Here is a 16,336-nt window from a genome sequence, read left to right as displayed (position 1 = left end):
TTCGGGTCGCGTTTGCACCCGACTTTGCCGACGCACCGCCGGGTTCCGCCGACCAGCCCTTAAGCCCGCCGGAAGGCAGCCTGCCAGAGGATTGGGCGCATCTGGCCGACGGGCTGGTGACACCCGGTGATATCGTCATCACCAAACATCAGTGGGGCGCGTTTACAGGCACGGAACTCGACCTGCAGCTTCGCAGGCGGGGCATCCGGACGGTCGTGCTGGGCGGCATCGCCACGAATTTCGGTGTTGAATCCACCGCACGGCATGGCTGGGAACTTGGCTATCACATTGTCATTGCCGAGGATCTCTGCACCAGCCTGTCAGCAGACCTTCACGATGTTTCCATCCGCTCCATCCTTCCGCGGATCGCACGCGTGCTGCCTTCCGATACAATCGCGTTCGACGGTTAAGCGGTGAAGGCGGGACCAACCGCGTGGCTGCTGGCCGGGCGATGGGGCGCACTGGCACTGCTTTCGCTGGTTTTCGGTACGCTTCTGGCCGCCTTACGCCTGCCCGCCGCGCCGCTGCTGGGACCGCTGGGGGCGGCGATCGTACTGGCCATACGAGGTGGTGCGGTCCGTATTCCCCGTTGGACCTTTCTCGGCGCACAGGGCGTGGTCGGGGTCATGATCGCCAGCTATCTTTCGGCCTCGATCTTTCACGAAATGGCAGCCAGTTGGCCGGTTTTTGTCGCCGGGACATTTTCTACCCTGTCGGCGGCGGCCCTTCTCGGCTGGCTGCTTACGCGCTCACGCCTGCTACCCGGCACTACCGCGATCTGGGGCTCGTCACCCGGTGCGGCCACGGTCATGACATTGATGGCGGAATCATACGGGGCGGATATGCGGCTCGTGGCCTTCATGCAATATCTGCGCGTGGCCTGCTGCGCCGTCATTGCGGCTGTTGTTGCGCGCGTAGCCGGAACGCCGTCCGCTCCGCTGGTCGTGGCACAGACTCTCTCATGGCAGGGTGCTTTACTTGCGCTTGTGATCGCGCTGGCAGGCAGCGCCTTGGGCACCCGTCTGCGCGTGCCGGCCGGGGGACTGCTTGTGCCCATGGGGATCGGGATGGCTGCAAGGTTTGGTGCCCATCTGCCGATCGAACAGCCGCATCTTCTGCTAGTCGCGGCCTATGCCCTGGTCGGGTGGGGCATCGGCATGCGGTTTACGCCAGATGTGCTGGCTTATGCCGGACGTGTCTTTCCACGTGTGCTGGGTTCCATCCTCGCGCTGATTGCGGTGTGTGGCGGCTTTGCATTGGTGCTGGCCCGGCTGGCGCATGTGGATCTGCTGACGGCTTATCTTGCAACCAGCCCTGGTGGGGCTGATTCCGTCTCCATTATCGCCTCGACCACAAAAGTGGACATGCCTTTCGTCATCGCCATGCAGGTCGCCCGGTTTTTCTGTGTTCTGGTCACCGGGCCAGCTTTGGCGCGTTTTCTATCACGCAGATCGTCAGGAGGAGGACAAGACGGCATGTGGCAAAAGATACATGGGAAACAGCCGAAAGGGTAAGTGGGCACTGCTGAAGACCGACATGACAGATCCCTCCCTTCCCAACCCGCTGGTGCTGAGACTTGACGACCGTGTCTGGTGGAAGATGGGAGCAGTCATTTGTCTGCCAAAGTATTTGTCTAAACCGCCAGTCTGTTCACGGAATGTAAAGCAGACAGGCGGTTTCCGCCTTCATAGCAGTCACTTCAAGGCCTATGATATCGTTCCAAAAGCAGACTTCAAATCTCAATGCTTCATCCTATCCTGGAACATTTCAGTGCTCTGCTACACTTTCAAAACGCAGGATACCGGCCAGTCGCGCCGGTTTTCCTGTGTCGTTCGGATGGTTGATCCCGTCCGTTACCGGCACTTCCGAAAAATCAAAAGGACTGATCGCGTCAAGACAGGCCACGTTTATGGCATGTCTTGACGGGTTGGACCGACGCTGATGATGCGTGTGGATGCCACAGCGGGAACAGAAGAAATGTTGGGCTGTTCCCGTATTGAACCGGTAGCTCGTCAGGATGTCCCCTCCCTGGAGAATTTTTATCCCGTCCAGCGCTACCGCGGCGACGACCGATCCCCGCATACGGCAATAAGAGCAGTTGCAGCGACGGACGGATTGAAGGTCGTCGCTGAGCGTCACTTCAAAGCGTACCGCACCACAGTGGCAGCCGCCTGTCCGACTGTTCGTACTACCTGTCATGATCTCTTCCTCCTGAGCACAAATAGTCCACGTCTCCGGCATCGGTTGTCGTCTGCTCTGGGCGGCCTCACGCGGCCTTCATGGAAGAACCCAGTCGAATTACCATTGGTACGATAAGCAGGGCTGTCGCAAGTTGACCTGTGGTCCGACCGAGATGATCGGCGAGAAGGCCATAGGCAATCGGCACCAGTCCGCCTGCGCCGATCACACCAGTATAGAATACGGCAAAGGTCCGGCTCATATTTCCGTCAGGCGCCAACTCAGGCATCGTTCCGTACAGGAGAGAAGATGTCCCGTTCAGGACAATCCCGAGCAGGGGAAGTAACACCAGTGTCCCCGAAAGTATGATTATTTTTATCGTGAAATGCGATATGATATAATCGTATGTTCGTTTCTGAATTGAGAGGGAAACGCGCATGGCGGGAGTGGAGATGCTCTCATGCAGAACGTAACAATTACGACATCCCAGCTCGACATCGCTTGCCGGATCTCGGGGCCAGAAGACGGTCCTCCTGTTATCCTGCTTCATGGGTGGCCGGACGATGCGCTGACATGGAACCGGCTCCTGCCGGATCTGCACGACGCCGGTTTTCGGACTTATGTGCCCTGGTTGCGTGGCTGCGGCGCAACGCGTTTTCGGGAAGTAGACATTCCCCGAAACGGGCAGCTTGTGGCTCTCGCTCATGATATGCTTGAAATGATGGACGTTCTGGGGCTTTCCCGTTTCAGCGTCATCGGACATGACTGGGGCGCACGAGCTGCTTATATTGCTTCCGTTCTGGCGCCAGAACGGATAGCGGGATGTGTGGCCCTGTCCGTAGGATGGGGAACAAATGATGCTGGACAGGCCATGTCTTACCAGCAGATGCAGCATTACTGGTATCACTGGCTCATGGCGCTTGATCGCGGTGCCGAACTCATCCGGAACGACCGCCAGAAATTCATGCGGTATATCTGGTCGATCTGGAACCCGGGATGGCAAATCCCGGAAGACGAATTTGCAGCGACGGCCCTGGCATTCGAAAATCCCGACTGGGCAGATATCACACTACATTCCTATCGCGTGCGCTGGGGACTGGCACCGCGTTCACCAATGTTCGAAGACCTTGAGAAACGTGTTGTTGCCGCCCCGATCATCCACGTGCCCTCACTCGTAATCCATGGAGGTGATGATCCATGCAACGACCCGGAAACATCAGCAGGCAAGGACCATCTGTTCAGGGGGTATTTCAGGCGGCATGTTCTGTCCGGGACCGGTCATTTCCCTCAACGCCAGAGCGCGGATGCTGTGACAGAGCTTGCCGTTCCTTTTCTCCTGCAGAGCCGTTGATGAATTAGATCGGCAATGAGTGATGAGGTCCTCGACAAGATGGGCATAGTGCGCGGCACTACGCTGCCCCCGAAGATTGAGGTGGCCAACCGTGTCCGGAATGAGCACCGCATAGTCCTGCCTGTTCCATGCCTCGCGCGTTCGCACGACGAAATTGTCGGCATGCCGGATGCGCTCGTCCTGTCCGAGGCGGATGTCATCTGTTCCGCCAGGGCACATGATGATGGTTGCCCGTGTCCGGTCTGGAGAACTGAAGATGGCCCGGACAGACCCGCCCGCCCGGAGAGGTATAGTCATGACACGTTCATCGATACCCGGATCTACGATATTGGCAGTGGTCCCTGGGGCAGGGCGATCGCTGGCATCAGCCACTACTGACAGGAGTGCGCAGCAGATGGCCGGCGCGACTATTGTGCAGTGCCTGTATTCCGACATGGCCCGGCCTTCCTGCCACCTTGTATAGCACCTCCATCTTCCCGCGGGAATACATTCCCGCTCGAGCCTGGTAGGCTCCCCTACGCCGAATATCCAGTCTTACCAGCATCGTGATTGCGCTGATTGTATGGCACATGGTCAAATGGAATTTCATCGAATGTATGGAAATTCTGTCCCATGTCTGCATACCCTTATCTGGCCCACTGGAAAGAAGAGATCAGCCGCAGTCCGAATGCGATTTACATGACGCTCGCTGATGCCCTGGCACTTTCCATCCGCAAGGGCGATCTGCGGGAAGGGGACAGGCTGCCGCCACAGCGAACAATCGCGGACTATCTCGGCACCAATCTGACGACCGTAACCCGCGCGTTCACCGAGGCCCGGCGGCGCGGCCTGATTGATGCGACGGTCGGCCGGGGCACCTTTGTCCGTGTTGGCGCAGGGGAAAGCCACTGGCGCCATACCGGTCCCGCCGTGGTTGACCTGACCATGAACCTGCCGCCCATCCCGCAGGACCCGCCCCTTCAACGCGTTATCCAGAGCGATATTACGGCTATCCTGAAGCAGCAGGATCTGAACAGCCTGATGTCCTATCGGGTAACGGGCGGCACACAGGAAGAACGCCAGCTGGGCGCGAAATGGATCGCGCCCGTCATCGGGCAGCGGCGAACGGACGAAATCCTTGTCTCACCGGGCGCTCAGAGTGCGCTTGCGGCGATCGTCAGCACGCACACCCAGCCCGGCGATGTCATTGTCACCGATCGTATTGCTTATCCGGGCATCCGGACCATCGCAGCGCAGTTCGACCTTATTCTGGTCGGTGTAGATAGCGACATGGAAGGGATGATGCCGGACCAGCTCGACCGGGTCTGCGCCGAACATCATCCCCGGCTGCTCTACTGCATCCCGACCATCCACAATCCCACCACGGCGACGATGTCCCTGCAACGACGCAAGGACATCCTGAAGGTCGCCCAGCGCCATCATCTGCATATTGCGGAAGACGATCCTTACAGCCTGCTGATGGACAATCCGTTACCGGCGCTGGCAGCCCTTGACCATAGCCGTGTCAGCTACGTGGCCACCCTCGCCAAGACGCTCAGTCCCGGCCTGCGCATGGCTTATGTTGCCCTGCCCAATGCGGATATGACCCGGCGGGTGACGGCGGCCATCCGGGCGATTGCGCTGACCAATGCCGGTCTGCTCAGCGCGCTCACGGCGCGATGGATGCAGACAGGACAGGCGCATGCGATCCTGCACGCCATCCAGAAAGAACTGCGCCTGCGCCAGTCCATTGCCCGCAGGGTTCTGGGGGAGGGGCATTGCATGGATCCCGACGGTCCGCATGTCTGGCTGAAACTGCCGGACTGGTGGGGCAGTGCGGATTTTGTGGCCTATGCCCGCAGGCGGGGCCTGGCGCTGGTGCCCAGTACCGTTTTTACCATCAGTGGCGAGCCCCCGCAGCGGGCGCGGATCGCATTGGGCAGCGCACCGGATGCCGCGAGCCTTGAGGAATCCCTGCATGGAGTACTGTCTGTCCTGCAGCACAAACGCTCCCCCGGTTTTGCCGATATTGTTTGACCGGATGGTAGAACCCGGAAACGACGAAATCTTCTGATTTCATGAGATGGAAGGCAGATATTCCGGAAAACAAAAAGGCACTTTATTCACGAATACGTGATTACAAAATCGTTCCAAAACAGATACTTACGGACATTCCTTGCGATTGTATGGTTGATGTATATTTTTTGTATGCCTATGTCTTGGCGTGACGGCTGTGTTTGATTTTATTTGAGCCGTTTGTACGCTTGTCAGAAGACATACAATATTTTGGCTCTCCGCCATCCCGTGCCACGTTCGTCTCGGCAACGCGGTCAGTCTCGGCTTCCCGCCGGAGACCGCAGCACACGGGAGAGATACCATGCCGAAAGTCGAACACGCTCCGCATAAAGATGGCGACTGCTTCGTCAATTATGAAAACAAGGTCTTTGAGGACGTCAAAGCCAGACCCGGCGAAAAAGCCCTCATCACCTTCCACACCGTCGCCAATGAAGGCTCCGTCGGGTTCGTCAACCTGCTGCAGGCCACCCGCCTGATCCGCAAGGGGTTCGAGACGTCGGTGCTGCTGTATGGTCCGGGTGTGACCCTTGGCGTGCAGCGCGGCTTTCCCCGCCTGGGCGATGAGGCCTTTCCGGGGCACATGAACTGCAACAGACAGATCGCAAAAATCCTTGAAGAGGGCGGCAAGGTCTATGCCTGCCGCTTCGCGCTTCAGGCCCTTTATGGCTACGGCGAGCAGAACCTTATCCCCGGCATCACGCCGATCAATCCGCAGGACGTGCTCGACATCATCCTGCTGGCCCGCCGCGATAACGCTTTCATCCTGAACACCTGGACTCTCTGAAGACCGAAGGAAGGACCGCACGCCATGTTCCGTATCGTTCGTGCCGCAGCCATCCAGATTAGCCCCGTCCTTGGTGATGATGGTCTGGGGACTGCCCGGAAAGTCTGCCAGGCCATCCGCGATGCCGCCGAAAAAGGCGTTGCGCTGGCGGTCTTTCCCGAAACCTTCGTGCCCTATTATCCCTATTTCTCATTCATCCAGCCCGCTTTTTGCTTCGGCGGCGAGCATCTGGCGCTTTACGAACGCGCTGTCGTCATCCCCGGTCCGGTGACGGACATGGTCGCCGAGGCCGCACGTCAGACTGGCATGGTCGTGGTGCTGGGCGTGAACGAGCGGGATTTCGGTACGCTTTACAACACGCAGATCATCTTCGACGCCACAGGTGAAATCCTGCTCAAGCGCCGCAAGATCACGCCCACTTACCATGAGCGCATGGTCTGGGGGCAGGGGGATGGTTCGGGGCTGAAAGTGGTGGAAAGTGCGGCCGGGCGCATCGGGGCGCTGGCGTGCTGGGAGCATTACAACCCGCTCGCCCGCTACGCGCTGATGACCCAGCACGAGGAAATCCACTGCGCGCAGTTCCCCGGCTCGCTGGTAGGCCAGATCTTCGCCGACCAGATGGAAGTCACCATCCGGCACCATGCGCTGGAATCCGGCTGCTTTGTCGTGAACGCCACAGGCTGGCTCACGGAAGATCAGATCAGGGACATAGCGCGCGACCCTGCACTGGAAGGGCCGCTGCGTGGCGGATGTTTCACCGCGATCGTCTCACCTGAAGGCAAGCTGCTGGGCACGCCGCTGACGGAAGGCGAGGGGATGGTGATTGCCGATCTCGACTTTGCACTGATCACCAAGCGCAAGCGGATGATGGATTCCGTGGGGCATTATGCACGCCCGGAATTGCTCAGCCTGCTGCAGGACCGGCGGCCCGCACGCACGGTGCATTATGTTGGTGAGCATGGAGCAACTGGGCCGGTTGGTCCCTCCAATGACGAGGTTGCGTCATGACTGTTCCGACACTCGGCACGCTTTCCGGCCGCAAGCTCGTCACTGACCTGCAATCCTTCGGGCTTCAGATCGGTGAGCAGACCGGGGGTATCGCCCGCAAGGGTGGGGCCGGCCCTTCCGACCACAAGACGATCACCATCGCGGGTCAGACAGTCATGGTCCCGGTTTATACATCTGGTGCACGACGGTCTCCGTTTCAGGCCAGTCCGCCTGACCAGAGTGGGACAAGCACGCTGCTGCGTGATGGCCAGACGCTGGGCACAATCCATTTTCCGAGGGCCCCGCGCTTTTATGGCTTGAGCACGGCGGACGGCATTCCTTACTGGAAGATCGCCCTTCTGCATGGCCGTGACACGCTGGCGACCACGGTGCACCAGACCTGCATCCGCTATGCCGACCGGCGCACGTCGTGCCAGTTCTGCGCCATCGGCCAGTCGCTGGAGGCCGACCGGACGATCGCCTACAAGACACCCGCGCAGCTTGCCGAAGTTGCCAAGGCCGCCGTGAAACTGGACGGCGTGCGCGACATGGTGCTGACAACCGGCACGCCCAATGTGATTGATCGGGGTGCTGCCGTGCTGGCGGAATCAGCCCGTGCCATCCGGGCTGCAGTAGACCTACCACTTCAGGTCCAGTGCGAGCCGCCGCGTGACCACGGCTGGTTCCAGCGCTTGCACGAGGCGGGGGCCGACAGTCTGGGCATGCATCTCGAAGCCGCAACACAGGCCGTGCGCGAGAAGATCATGCCCGGCAAGGCCACGGTCAGCGTCGATCGTTACATGGACGCCTTTGCGTCCGCCGTGCCGATCTTCGGGCGTGGACAGGTCAATACCTACATTCTCGCGGGTCTTGGCGACAGCGCCGAAGACATTCTGGCTTTGGCCGAGCGCCTGATTGCGCTCGGGGTCTATCCCTTCGTAGTGCCGTTCGTACCCATTTCCGGCACACCGCTGGAACATCACGCGCCGCCTTCAGCCGAGTTCATGAAATCCGTGCTGGCACCGCTGGGCCGGATGCTGCGCGAGGCAAACATGAAATCCACCGACATCCGGGCCGGGTGTGGCCGGTGTGGCGCCTGTTCCTCGCTTTCGGCGTACGAACAATGAGCACGATCCTAGAAGGTGTTGAAGACCGGCCGTTTATCCCCACGGAATATGTCGTGGGTCTTGCCCGCACGCCGTGGGAAAGGGCTGGCTATCACGCGCTGCGCCGTGAGGTATTCTGCACCGAACAGCATGTTTTTGCAGAGAATGACCGGGATGCAATCGATGAGGTTGCCATTCCCATCATCGCGGCCTGCTGTATCGCGGGAATGCCGGACCGGATCTTGGGCGCGGTACGTATCCATGAAGCCGAACCCGGCATCTGGCGTGGTTCCCGCCTGGCTGTGCATGCCGATCACCGCAAGCTGGGGCGGATCGGGGCGGAACTCATCCGCATGGCGGTCAGCACGGCGCACGGGTTTGGGGCCACGCAGTTTCTGGCGCAGGTGCAGGAGCAGAACGTGCTGTTTTTCCGCCGCCTGCACTGGAAAAGCCTTGGCACCATAACCCTGCACGGCCTGCCACATCACGACATGCAGGCCGACCTTGAGCGCTATCCGGCACACGGTCAGGATCAGACTTGGCTGCTGCGTCCACAGCCGCGCAACCGGCAGGTGGCATGATGGCACACGAACTGGGCATTCTGCTGCACAGCCTGCGCACAGGCCGCACTCTGGCGGCCAAGCAGGACATTGCGGAAATCATCGCCATCCTTGGTCCGACCGGCAGGGAGGCCATTCGTCTTGGTGACGATTGCGCCGCCATACCGGATGGCGAGGGATACCTCCTGCTGGCTAGCGAGGGGTTTCAGGACAGCTTTGTGCGGTCCATGCCGTGGTTTGCCGGGTATTGCGGCGTGATGGTCAATGTCAGCGATATCGCGGCCATGGGAGGCCGTCCCGTGGCTGTGGTGGATGCGTTATGGGGCGATACGTCCGAGACGGCTGCGTCCATTCTGAACGGTCTGCATGATGGGGCACGCACCTATGACGTGCCTGTGGTCGGCGGTCATACCAACATGCGCAGCACCCATAACTCGCTGTCGGTGGCGATCCTTGGCCGTGCCCGTCATCTGCTGAGCAGCTTCGATGCCCGACCGGGCGAGGTGCTGATCGCCGCCATCGACCTGCGTGGCCGCTGGCATGACCCGCACCCGTTCTGGGATGCAAGCTCAGCCCTGTGTGGCACCGACGGGGCGGCACGTCTGCGGGGGGATCTCGAACTTCTTCCGTGCATAGCCGAAGATGGGCTAAGCCGTGCCGCCAAGGACATCAGTATGGCGGGGCTGCTGGGTACCGCCCTCATGCTGGCCGAATGTTCAGGCGTGGGCATGACAATCACGCTCGATGACATTCCGCGCCCTGATGCCGCGCCTATGGAACGCTGGCTGTCCGCATTCCCCAGCTATGGCTACCTGCTCACAGTGCATCCCGAAGATGCGGATGCGGTCATCGCCCGCTTTCATGGGCGGGGCATTGCAGCTTCTGCCATCGGCCAGTGCAATGAGACGCGGCGTGTGGATGTCACATGGACGGATGAGAAGGAAACCTTCTGGGATCTGGCCCGGACGCCGCTCATGGGGTTTACGCCATGAGTCTGTCCATTGGCATCCTGACCCATTCGACCAATCCGCGCGGCGGTGTGGTGCACGGCATGGCGCTGGCGGAAGCCCTGTGTGACGCGGGCCATGACACAACGCTCATCGCGCCGGACGTAACAGGAGCCGGTTTCTTCCGCACGCCCCGCTGCGCCACATACTGTATTCCGGCTATGCCGGAGAGCGATCTGCCAACGCTGGTGGAGCGCCGCATTGGTGAGATCAGGGACGCACTGCATGGGCAGCATTTTGACGTGCTGCATGCGCAGGACCCCATCAGCGCCAATGCGCTGGCTGATCTGGTGGAAAAGGGGCGGATACCGGGCTTTGCCCGCACGGTCCACCATCTCGACCGTTTCTCCCACCCCGTCCTTGCCGCGCGGCAGAAGCGGGGCTTCATGGCGGCAGCCGAACTGTTTACCGTCAGTACCCTGTGGAAAGGCATCCTGCGTGACGAACATGGTCGCGAGGCCCCCGTCGTCGGCAACGGGGTCGATCCCGTGCGCTTTTCGCCCGCACCAACCACGCACGATGCCTCGCTGCGGGCACGGTATCGTCTGCCGACTGACCGTCGCCTGATCCTGTCCGTGGGCGGGATCGAGCGGCGCAAGAACACGCTGCAATTGCTGGAGGCATTTCTGGCCCTTCGCCGCGAACAGCCTGATGTGCATCTGGTTGTGGCGGGCGGGGCCTCGCTGCTGGATCATTCTGCCTACCGCACCCGGTTCATGGCGCGTCTGCGCGAAAGCGGTGAGACCGATCATGTCACCATAACCGGACCGGTTGCGGATAACGACATGCCAGCCTTTTACCGGCAGGCAGAGGTGTTGGCCTATCCGTCTGTCACCGAAGGGTTTGGCCTGTGCCCGCTGGAGGCGCTGGCCTGCGGCACGCCTGCCATTGTGCCAGAAATCGCGCCCTTTACCGGGCACCTCTCGCAAGCGGATGCGCTGTGGTGTGACCTGGCGCGCCCCGAAACCCTGTTGGTGGCCTTGCGTGACGCGCTGAGCATCAAAAGTCGTGACCATTTCCGGATCAGCGGTCCCGCAACCGCCCGTCGTTTCGACTGGCGCAACGTCGCTGGCCGGCACATCCCCGCATACCGGCGTCTCGCGGCGCTGCAGCACGCTGGCGTCCCCGCTTCAGGAGTTTTGTCACCATGCCCGAAATGACCTTTCGCGTGCGCTGGCCCGATGGGAAGGAGACCGACTGTTACTCCCCATCGCTGGTCATAAGGGACCACTTCACGCCCGGTCAGGATTATCCGGTCCGGGAGTTCCTTGAAAAGGCGGATACGGCCCTGACAGAGGCCAGTGAGCGGGTTCGCGCCCGCTACGGCTTCCCGTGCAGCCGCGCCCTTGGCCAGCTGCACGCCATTCGACAGGCCGGTGCGCCCTTCCTTAATCGACCCGATGCGCAGGTGCGCGTCCTGTCTTTCAGTTATTGAGACGAAAAGAACGACCATGACACAGAACGAAAGAAGCATCCCCGTCATCATCGTGGGGGGCGGACAGGCCGGGCTCTCCATGAGCTGGTATCTTTGCCGCGAGAAGGTGGAGCACATTGTCTTTGAGGCAAAGACGGCCTGCCATTCGTGGGACGATGAACGCTGGGACAATTTCTGCCTGGTCACACCAAACTGGCAGTGCGAACTCCCCGGTCATCCCTACAAAGGAAGCGATCCTCACGGCTTCATGGTGAAGCAGGAAATTATCGACTACGCCAAAGGCTTTGTTGAGTCCTTCAATCCACCGCTGCGTGAACACACGGCTGTCACCTCCATCACGCGCCATGAAAGTGGTGGCTACCACGTGGTAGCAGGTGGTGAGGCGTGGCACGCGAAACATGTTGTCATCGCGTCAGGTGCCTATCAGGACGCAGTCATCCCCGGCTATGCCAGCGCGATCGACCCCGCCATCCATCAGGTCCACTCGCAGGATTACCGCAATGCTGCCCAGCTTCCGGACGGCGCGGTTCTGGTCGTGGGCAGCGGTCAGTCCGGTGCGCAGATCGTCGAGGACCTGTTCCTTGAGAAACGCAAGGTCCACCTTTGCGTCGGTTCCGCCCCACGCGTCTCGCGCTTCTATCGTGGCCGCGATGTCGTGGACTGGCTTGCGGACATGCACTTCTACGATCTTACGGTGGATAATCACCCCTTGCGTGACGGTGCACGCGACAAGACCAATCATTATGTCACGGGCCGGAATGGCGGCCATGATCTTGATCTGCGGCTCTTTGCCAGGGAAGGCGTGGGCCTGCATGGCACGCTTGAGACCATCCGTGACGAAATCGCGCACTTCGCGCCGGATCTTGCGGAAAACCTTGATGATGCGGACAGGACCAATGCCGACATCAAGAAATCCATCGACGCCTACATCGCCCGCGAAGGGATCACGGCCCCAACCGAAGCCCCTTATGCACCTGTGTGGGAGCCCGATGGCAGTAACACCCCGCTGGACCTGAAGGCCGCTGGTATCACCTCGATTGTCTGGTGCATCGGCTTCCGTCCGAACTATCGCTGGATCGACGTGCCGGTCTTCAATGGGGCAGGCAAGCCGGTCTGGCATCGCGGCGTGACCGATGCGCCGGACTTCTACTTCCTCGGCCTGCCATGGCTGCACACATGGGGCTCGGGACGGTTCTCCGGTGTCTCGCGTGACGCCGCGTGGCTGGCCAGCCAGATCATCGGCAAAGACGTGCCCGTAGCCTGAACGGAGTAAAATACCATGCTTCCATGGACGACATACGAGGCGATGTATGATGCGGCGCTGAATCGGCCAGAGAAGTTCTGGCTGGCTGCGGCACAGCGCGTGACATGGAAGCAGCCGCCAGTGACCGCATGCAGGACACGGGCGGATGGCTGGCATGACTGGTTTCCTGACGCCACGCTCAACACCTGCTACAATGCTGTGGACCGGCATGTTGAAAATGGTCGCGGCGGACAGGCAGCATTGATCTGGCATTCCTGCGCCACCAGGGAACGGCGGGTGGTAACTTACCGGGAACTGCAGGGCAAGGTAGCCGGGTTTGCCGGTGGTCTGCGCTCGCTCGGGGTGGAAAAAGGCGACCGTGTCCTGATCGTCATGCCGACCATGATCGAAACAGCCATCGCCATGCTGGCCTGTGCGCGGATCGGTGCCGTACATGTCGTGGTTTTTGCGGGTTATGCCGGGCCTGAACTGGCGCGCCGGATTGATGACGTGGCGCCGAAAGTCATCATCACCGCCAGTTGCAGCTTTCAGGGGCAGACAGCAATCCCATCTGCACCTGCCCTCAATGAGGCGCTGGCTGAGGCCGCGCATAGACCACAGGCCTGCGTGATCGTGCAGCGAAAAGCCTGTCCGGCCTCACTTCTGCCGGTGCGGGATCATGATTTCCACATGCTGGAACACTTCGCTCCAGCAGAGCCGGTCACGCTGCGTTCCGAAGATCCTCTCTATATTCTTCACACATCTGGCACGACGGGTCATGCGAAGGGCATTGCGCGCGACAATGGCGGTCATGCCGTAGCCCTCGCCCTGTCCATGGAACTGATCTATGGCTGCAAACCCGGAGATACCTTCTTCACCACATCGGATCTCGGCTGGGTCGTCGGCCATTCCTATGGCGTCTATGCGCCGCTGATCAGCGGTTGCACCAGCGTAATCGTGGAAGGGGGCGCATCTGCTTCCGCCGTTCACGCTCTCTGTCATGAGCACGAGGTGAAATGCCTGTTCACGACGCCAACACAGATGCGACTCATGCGACAGGAAAGCCGCCATCTGTCAGGAGCAATCCTGCCAGCACTCGCCTGCATCTTCGTGGCCGGGGAATATGCGGATCCTACCCTGCTCGACTGGGCGCGGTCGTATTTTCGCAAACCCGTGGTCAATCACTGGTGGCAGACCGAAACCGGGTGGAGCATCACCGCCCATTTCTTCGGCCTGGCCGAGCGTGAACCGGTGGCGCTCATGAATGACATCGGGCGGCCTGCACCGGGATTCCGTCCGGCCATAGTGCCGTCCATACCGGGGGAACGGTGCGGCGAGATTGTTCTCTCCCTGCCGTTGCCCCCTGGCTGTCTGGCGGGTGTCTGGAAGGACAGGACGATCCGTGCTCCTGCAGCGTATCTTGATGAAACATGCAGGTATTATCGTGCCTTCGACGAAGGCATGATCGAGGCCAACCGCGCCGTTCATATGCTCGGGCGTTCTGACGACGTCATCAAGGTCGCAGGCCGGCGGATTTCGGGCGTACAGATCGAAAAGATCATTGCTTCTCACCCTGCCGTTCATGCCTGCGCCGTGGTTGCAACCCCGGATGAACTGCGGGGGCAGCGGCCTGTCGCCTACGTGGTTCCTGATCCCGAGGTGGAATGCGCACCTTCTGCCGAGGAAATCGTAGCACGGGTCAATGAAGTCCTCGGGCGCTGGATTGGTCTGAAAGAAGTCCACTTCGTCAGTCACCTGCCGACCACCGTGTCTGGCAAGATTACACGCAAACGTCTGCTGGTATCCTGATGGTACCAGTGCGGCATGCCATTTGTGGAACGGCCCGTTCAGATGGCCTGGCCGCCGGAGACTTCGATCCGCTGCGCGTTCACCCAGCGATTGTCTTCGGACAGCAGGGAGGCGATCATCGGGCCGATGTCGTCAGGAAGGCCGGGACGTCCGAGTGCGGTTACTTCTGCAATATGCCGGGCAATGTCCGGATTGTCCCGCACCATACCTCCCGAGAAATCCGTCTGGATCGCACCCGGCGCCACTGTGTTGACGGCAATGCGACGGGCCCCGAGTTCCTTGGCCATGTAGTGCGTCATGACTTCTATCGCGCCCTTCATGGCGGCGTAGGCAATCCGGCCGGGATAAGCAAAGCGCGTCAGACCGGATGAGATGTTCACGATCCGGCCACCATCCGCGATCAGTGGCAGCAGCGTCTGCGTCAGGAAAAACGGACCTTTGGCGTGCACGCGATAGGCGGCATCAAAATCCTCTTCCGTCACCTCGCCAAACAGCCCGCTATGGGACGTACCGGCCATGTTGACCAGATAATTGAAATGCTCCGCACCCCATTCGCGCAGCACGCGCCGGATTTCGTCGGCGAAGGCAGGACAGGCGTGCGTGTCGCCGGTGTCGAGTTGCAGGGCCACTGCGCGGGCGCCGCTCTGAACTGCCCCGGGTTTACCGGAGAGTAAAACTCTCGGAGGATGAACCCTATGGTAGAGAAGAAGACATCGCGTTATTCGCCTGAGTTCCGTGAGCGCGCCGTGCGCCTTCTGGACGAACATCGATCGGATTACCCGAGCATTTCGGCGGCCTGTCGCGAGATTGGTGGCAAGCTTGGCTGTTCGGGAGACAGCCTGCACGACTGGTGGAAGCAGGCGCGGCGAGATGTTGGTGCACAACCGGGACCGACCACAGCCGAGACTGCACGGATCAAGGCATTGGAGCGTGAGGTTCGTGAACTGCATCAGGCCAATGAGATCCTCAAGAAGGCTTCGGCTTATTTTGCGCAGGCGGAGCTCGACCGCCTGTTTCGCAAATGATCGCATTTATTGAAGCCTGTCGTGCCGATTATGGGGTCGAGCCAATCTGTCGCGTTCTCCCGATTGCCCCTTCCACGTTTTATCATCAGGCGGCCATGGCAGGAGATCCGGCCAGGGCCAGCATACGTGCCCGACGTGATAGGGATCTGATGGCGCATATCCGTCGGATCTGGCACGACAACCGTAATGTTTATGGTGCGCGCAAAGTCTGGCACAGCCTGCAGCGCGAAGGACGGAAGGTCGCGCGCTGCACTGTCGAGCGCCTCATGCGGCAGATGGGTCTGAAGGGTGTGACCCGGGGCAGGAAGGTTATTACGACCCGTCCGGATACGGTGCGTCCCTGTCCCGATGACAGGGTTAACCGGCAGTTCCAGGCGGAGGCTCCCAACCAGCTCCGGGTCTCGGACTTTACCTATGTCCAGACCTGGAATGGCATGGTCTATGTGGCGTTCGTCATTGATGTGTTCGCCCGCAGGATCGTGGGCTGGAAGGTCTCGACTGGCGGTTTCAACCGGTCGCCGCAACACCCCATTCTTGGAGGTGTCGATGACAACAGGAAGACGCAAATCCGAGCGCTCGACGCGGCGCAAATTATTCTCGCCAGGGCGGCCGCCTGTCTGGCAGCGTGAGAATCTGTGCCGGTTCTGGCGCGGTGTCGCTGCTGGGCTTTCCAGTGAGGAGGCAGCCGTCGACGCAGGTGTGTCTGGCCCTGTTGGAATCGAGACTGTGTAGAATTTTGTGCGGTGCCATTTTTTCAGGCCATTGGGAACCGCTCATCGAACATGATAGCGAGCTG

The 16,336-nt window shown here is 60.5% G+C and carries 17 protein-coding genes, 1 pseudogene and 1 other annotated feature; of the genes and pseudogenes, 15 read left to right on the top strand and 3 right to left on the bottom strand.

The genetic code is table 11. The features are described from left to right. Positions 1-410: isochorismatase family protein (locus MSKU9_RS17410; protein WP_141262611.1), on the top strand; the 410-nt coding region annotated here is incomplete at its 5' end. Positions 411-413: 3 nt separating this feature from the next. Next, positions 414-1,514: an AbrB family transcriptional regulator gene (locus MSKU9_RS17405; protein ID WP_141262610.1), complete on the top strand. Its 1,101-nt coding sequence runs from the start codon at positions 414-416 to the stop codon at positions 1,512-1,514. A gap of 253 nt (positions 1,515-1,767) precedes the next feature. On the opposite strand, the gene MSKU9_RS17400 is transcribed toward MSKU9_RS17405, so the two are convergent. Beyond that, the gene (locus MSKU9_RS17400) at positions 1,768-2,199 is read right to left on the bottom strand and encodes a GFA family protein (protein WP_141262609.1); all 432 of its coding nucleotides are present in this window, start codon (positions 2,197-2,199) and stop codon (positions 1,768-1,770) included. Between the two features lie 67 nt (positions 2,200-2,266). Beyond that, positions 2,267-2,458 (bottom strand): hypothetical protein, encoded by a 192-nt coding sequence (locus tag MSKU9_RS17395; RefSeq protein WP_227002581.1) that lies wholly within the window; start codon positions 2,456-2,458, stop codon positions 2,267-2,269. Positions 2,459-2,638: 180 nt separating this feature from the next. On the opposite strand from MSKU9_RS17395, the gene MSKU9_RS17390 reads away from it, so the two are divergent. From MSKU9_RS17390 to MSKU9_RS17335, 12 genes are all read left to right on the top strand, one after another. Continuing rightward, positions 2,639-3,529, top strand: a complete 891-nt coding sequence (locus tag MSKU9_RS17390) for an alpha/beta fold hydrolase (protein ID WP_141262608.1) — start codon at positions 2,639-2,641, stop codon at positions 3,527-3,529. A gap of 15 nt (positions 3,530-3,544) precedes the next feature. Continuing rightward, positions 3,545-3,907 (top strand): hypothetical protein, encoded by a 363-nt coding sequence (locus tag MSKU9_RS18410; protein ID WP_193557728.1) that lies wholly within the window; start codon positions 3,545-3,547, stop codon positions 3,905-3,907. Positions 3,908-4,141: 234 nt separating this feature from the next. Continuing rightward, positions 4,142-5,545: an aminotransferase-like domain-containing protein gene (locus MSKU9_RS17380; RefSeq protein WP_141262607.1), complete on the top strand. Its 1,404-nt coding sequence runs from the start codon at positions 4,142-4,144 to the stop codon at positions 5,543-5,545. Between the two features lie 340 nt (positions 5,546-5,885). Further along, complete coding sequence (locus MSKU9_RS17375) at positions 5,886-6,368, top strand: MSMEG_0572/Sll0783 family nitrogen starvation response protein (RefSeq protein WP_141262606.1); 483 nt, start codon at positions 5,886-5,888, stop codon at positions 6,366-6,368. Positions 6,369-6,392: 24 nt separating this feature from the next. Further along, positions 6,393-7,376: a Nit6803 family nitrilase gene (locus MSKU9_RS17370; RefSeq protein WP_141262605.1), complete on the top strand. Its 984-nt coding sequence runs from the start codon at positions 6,393-6,395 to the stop codon at positions 7,374-7,376. Continuing rightward, positions 7,373-8,482: an MSMEG_0568 family radical SAM protein gene (locus MSKU9_RS17365; protein ID WP_141262604.1), complete on the top strand. Its 1,110-nt coding sequence runs from the start codon at positions 7,373-7,375 to the stop codon at positions 8,480-8,482. Before MSKU9_RS17370 ends, MSKU9_RS17365 begins: the two co-directional genes overlap by 4 nt. After that, positions 8,479-9,042, top strand: coding sequence for an MSMEG_0567/Sll0786 family nitrogen starvation N-acetyltransferase (locus tag MSKU9_RS17360; protein ID WP_141262603.1), 564 nt, complete (start codon positions 8,479-8,481; stop codon positions 9,040-9,042). The genes MSKU9_RS17365 and MSKU9_RS17360 overlap by 4 nt, the downstream gene beginning before the upstream one ends. Further along, positions 9,039-10,013, top strand: coding sequence for a sll0787 family AIR synthase-like protein (locus MSKU9_RS17355; protein ID WP_193557729.1), 975 nt, complete (start codon positions 9,039-9,041; stop codon positions 10,011-10,013). The genes MSKU9_RS17360 and MSKU9_RS17355 overlap by 4 nt, the downstream gene beginning before the upstream one ends. Beyond that, positions 10,010-11,188, top strand: coding sequence for an MSMEG_0565 family glycosyltransferase (locus MSKU9_RS17350; RefSeq protein WP_141262602.1), 1,179 nt, complete (start codon positions 10,010-10,012; stop codon positions 11,186-11,188). The genes MSKU9_RS17355 and MSKU9_RS17350 overlap by 4 nt, the downstream gene beginning before the upstream one ends. Further along, the gene (locus MSKU9_RS17345; protein WP_058988624.1) at positions 11,176-11,463 is read left to right on the top strand and encodes an MSMEG_0570 family nitrogen starvation response protein; all 288 of its coding nucleotides are present in this window, start codon (positions 11,176-11,178) and stop codon (positions 11,461-11,463) included. Before MSKU9_RS17350 ends, MSKU9_RS17345 begins: the two co-directional genes overlap by 13 nt. Positions 11,464-11,479: 16 nt before the next feature. Further along, a complete protein-coding gene (locus MSKU9_RS17340) occupies positions 11,480-12,727 on the top strand; it encodes an MSMEG_0569 family flavin-dependent oxidoreductase (RefSeq protein ID WP_141262601.1) in 1,248 nt (415 codons plus the stop codon). Between the two features lie 15 nt (positions 12,728-12,742). Further along, on the top strand, positions 12,743-14,515 hold the full coding sequence (locus MSKU9_RS17335) for an AMP-binding protein (RefSeq protein ID WP_141262600.1): 1,773 nt from the start codon (positions 12,743-12,745) through the stop codon (positions 14,513-14,515). A gap of 38 nt (positions 14,516-14,553) precedes the next feature. Here MSKU9_RS17335 and MSKU9_RS17330 read toward each other — a convergent pair whose 3' ends face one another. After that, positions 14,554-15,144 carry an SDR family NAD(P)-dependent oxidoreductase gene (locus MSKU9_RS17330; protein WP_227002579.1) on the bottom strand — a complete coding sequence of 197 codons (591 nt, stop codon included), beginning with the start codon at positions 15,142-15,144 and terminating at the stop codon, positions 14,554-14,556. Between the two features lie 66 nt (positions 15,145-15,210). On the opposite strand from MSKU9_RS17330, the pseudogene MSKU9_RS18670 reads away from it, so the two are divergent. Then, positions 15,211-16,037: pseudogene (locus tag MSKU9_RS18670) on the top strand (IS3 family transposase); the annotation flags it as partial. Further along, positions 15,495-15,611: a sequence feature (AL1L pseudoknot), on the top strand. Its footprint overlaps the pseudogene before it by 117 nt. Positions 16,038-16,336: the final 299 nt, after the last annotated feature.

Source organism: Komagataeibacter diospyri, from assembly GCF_006538165.1.
Lineage (GTDB): Bacteria > Pseudomonadota > Alphaproteobacteria > Acetobacterales > Acetobacteraceae > Komagataeibacter > Komagataeibacter diospyri.
The sequence above is the reverse complement of the archived record's forward strand: the minus strand, read 5'-3'. Positions and strand labels throughout refer to the sequence as shown.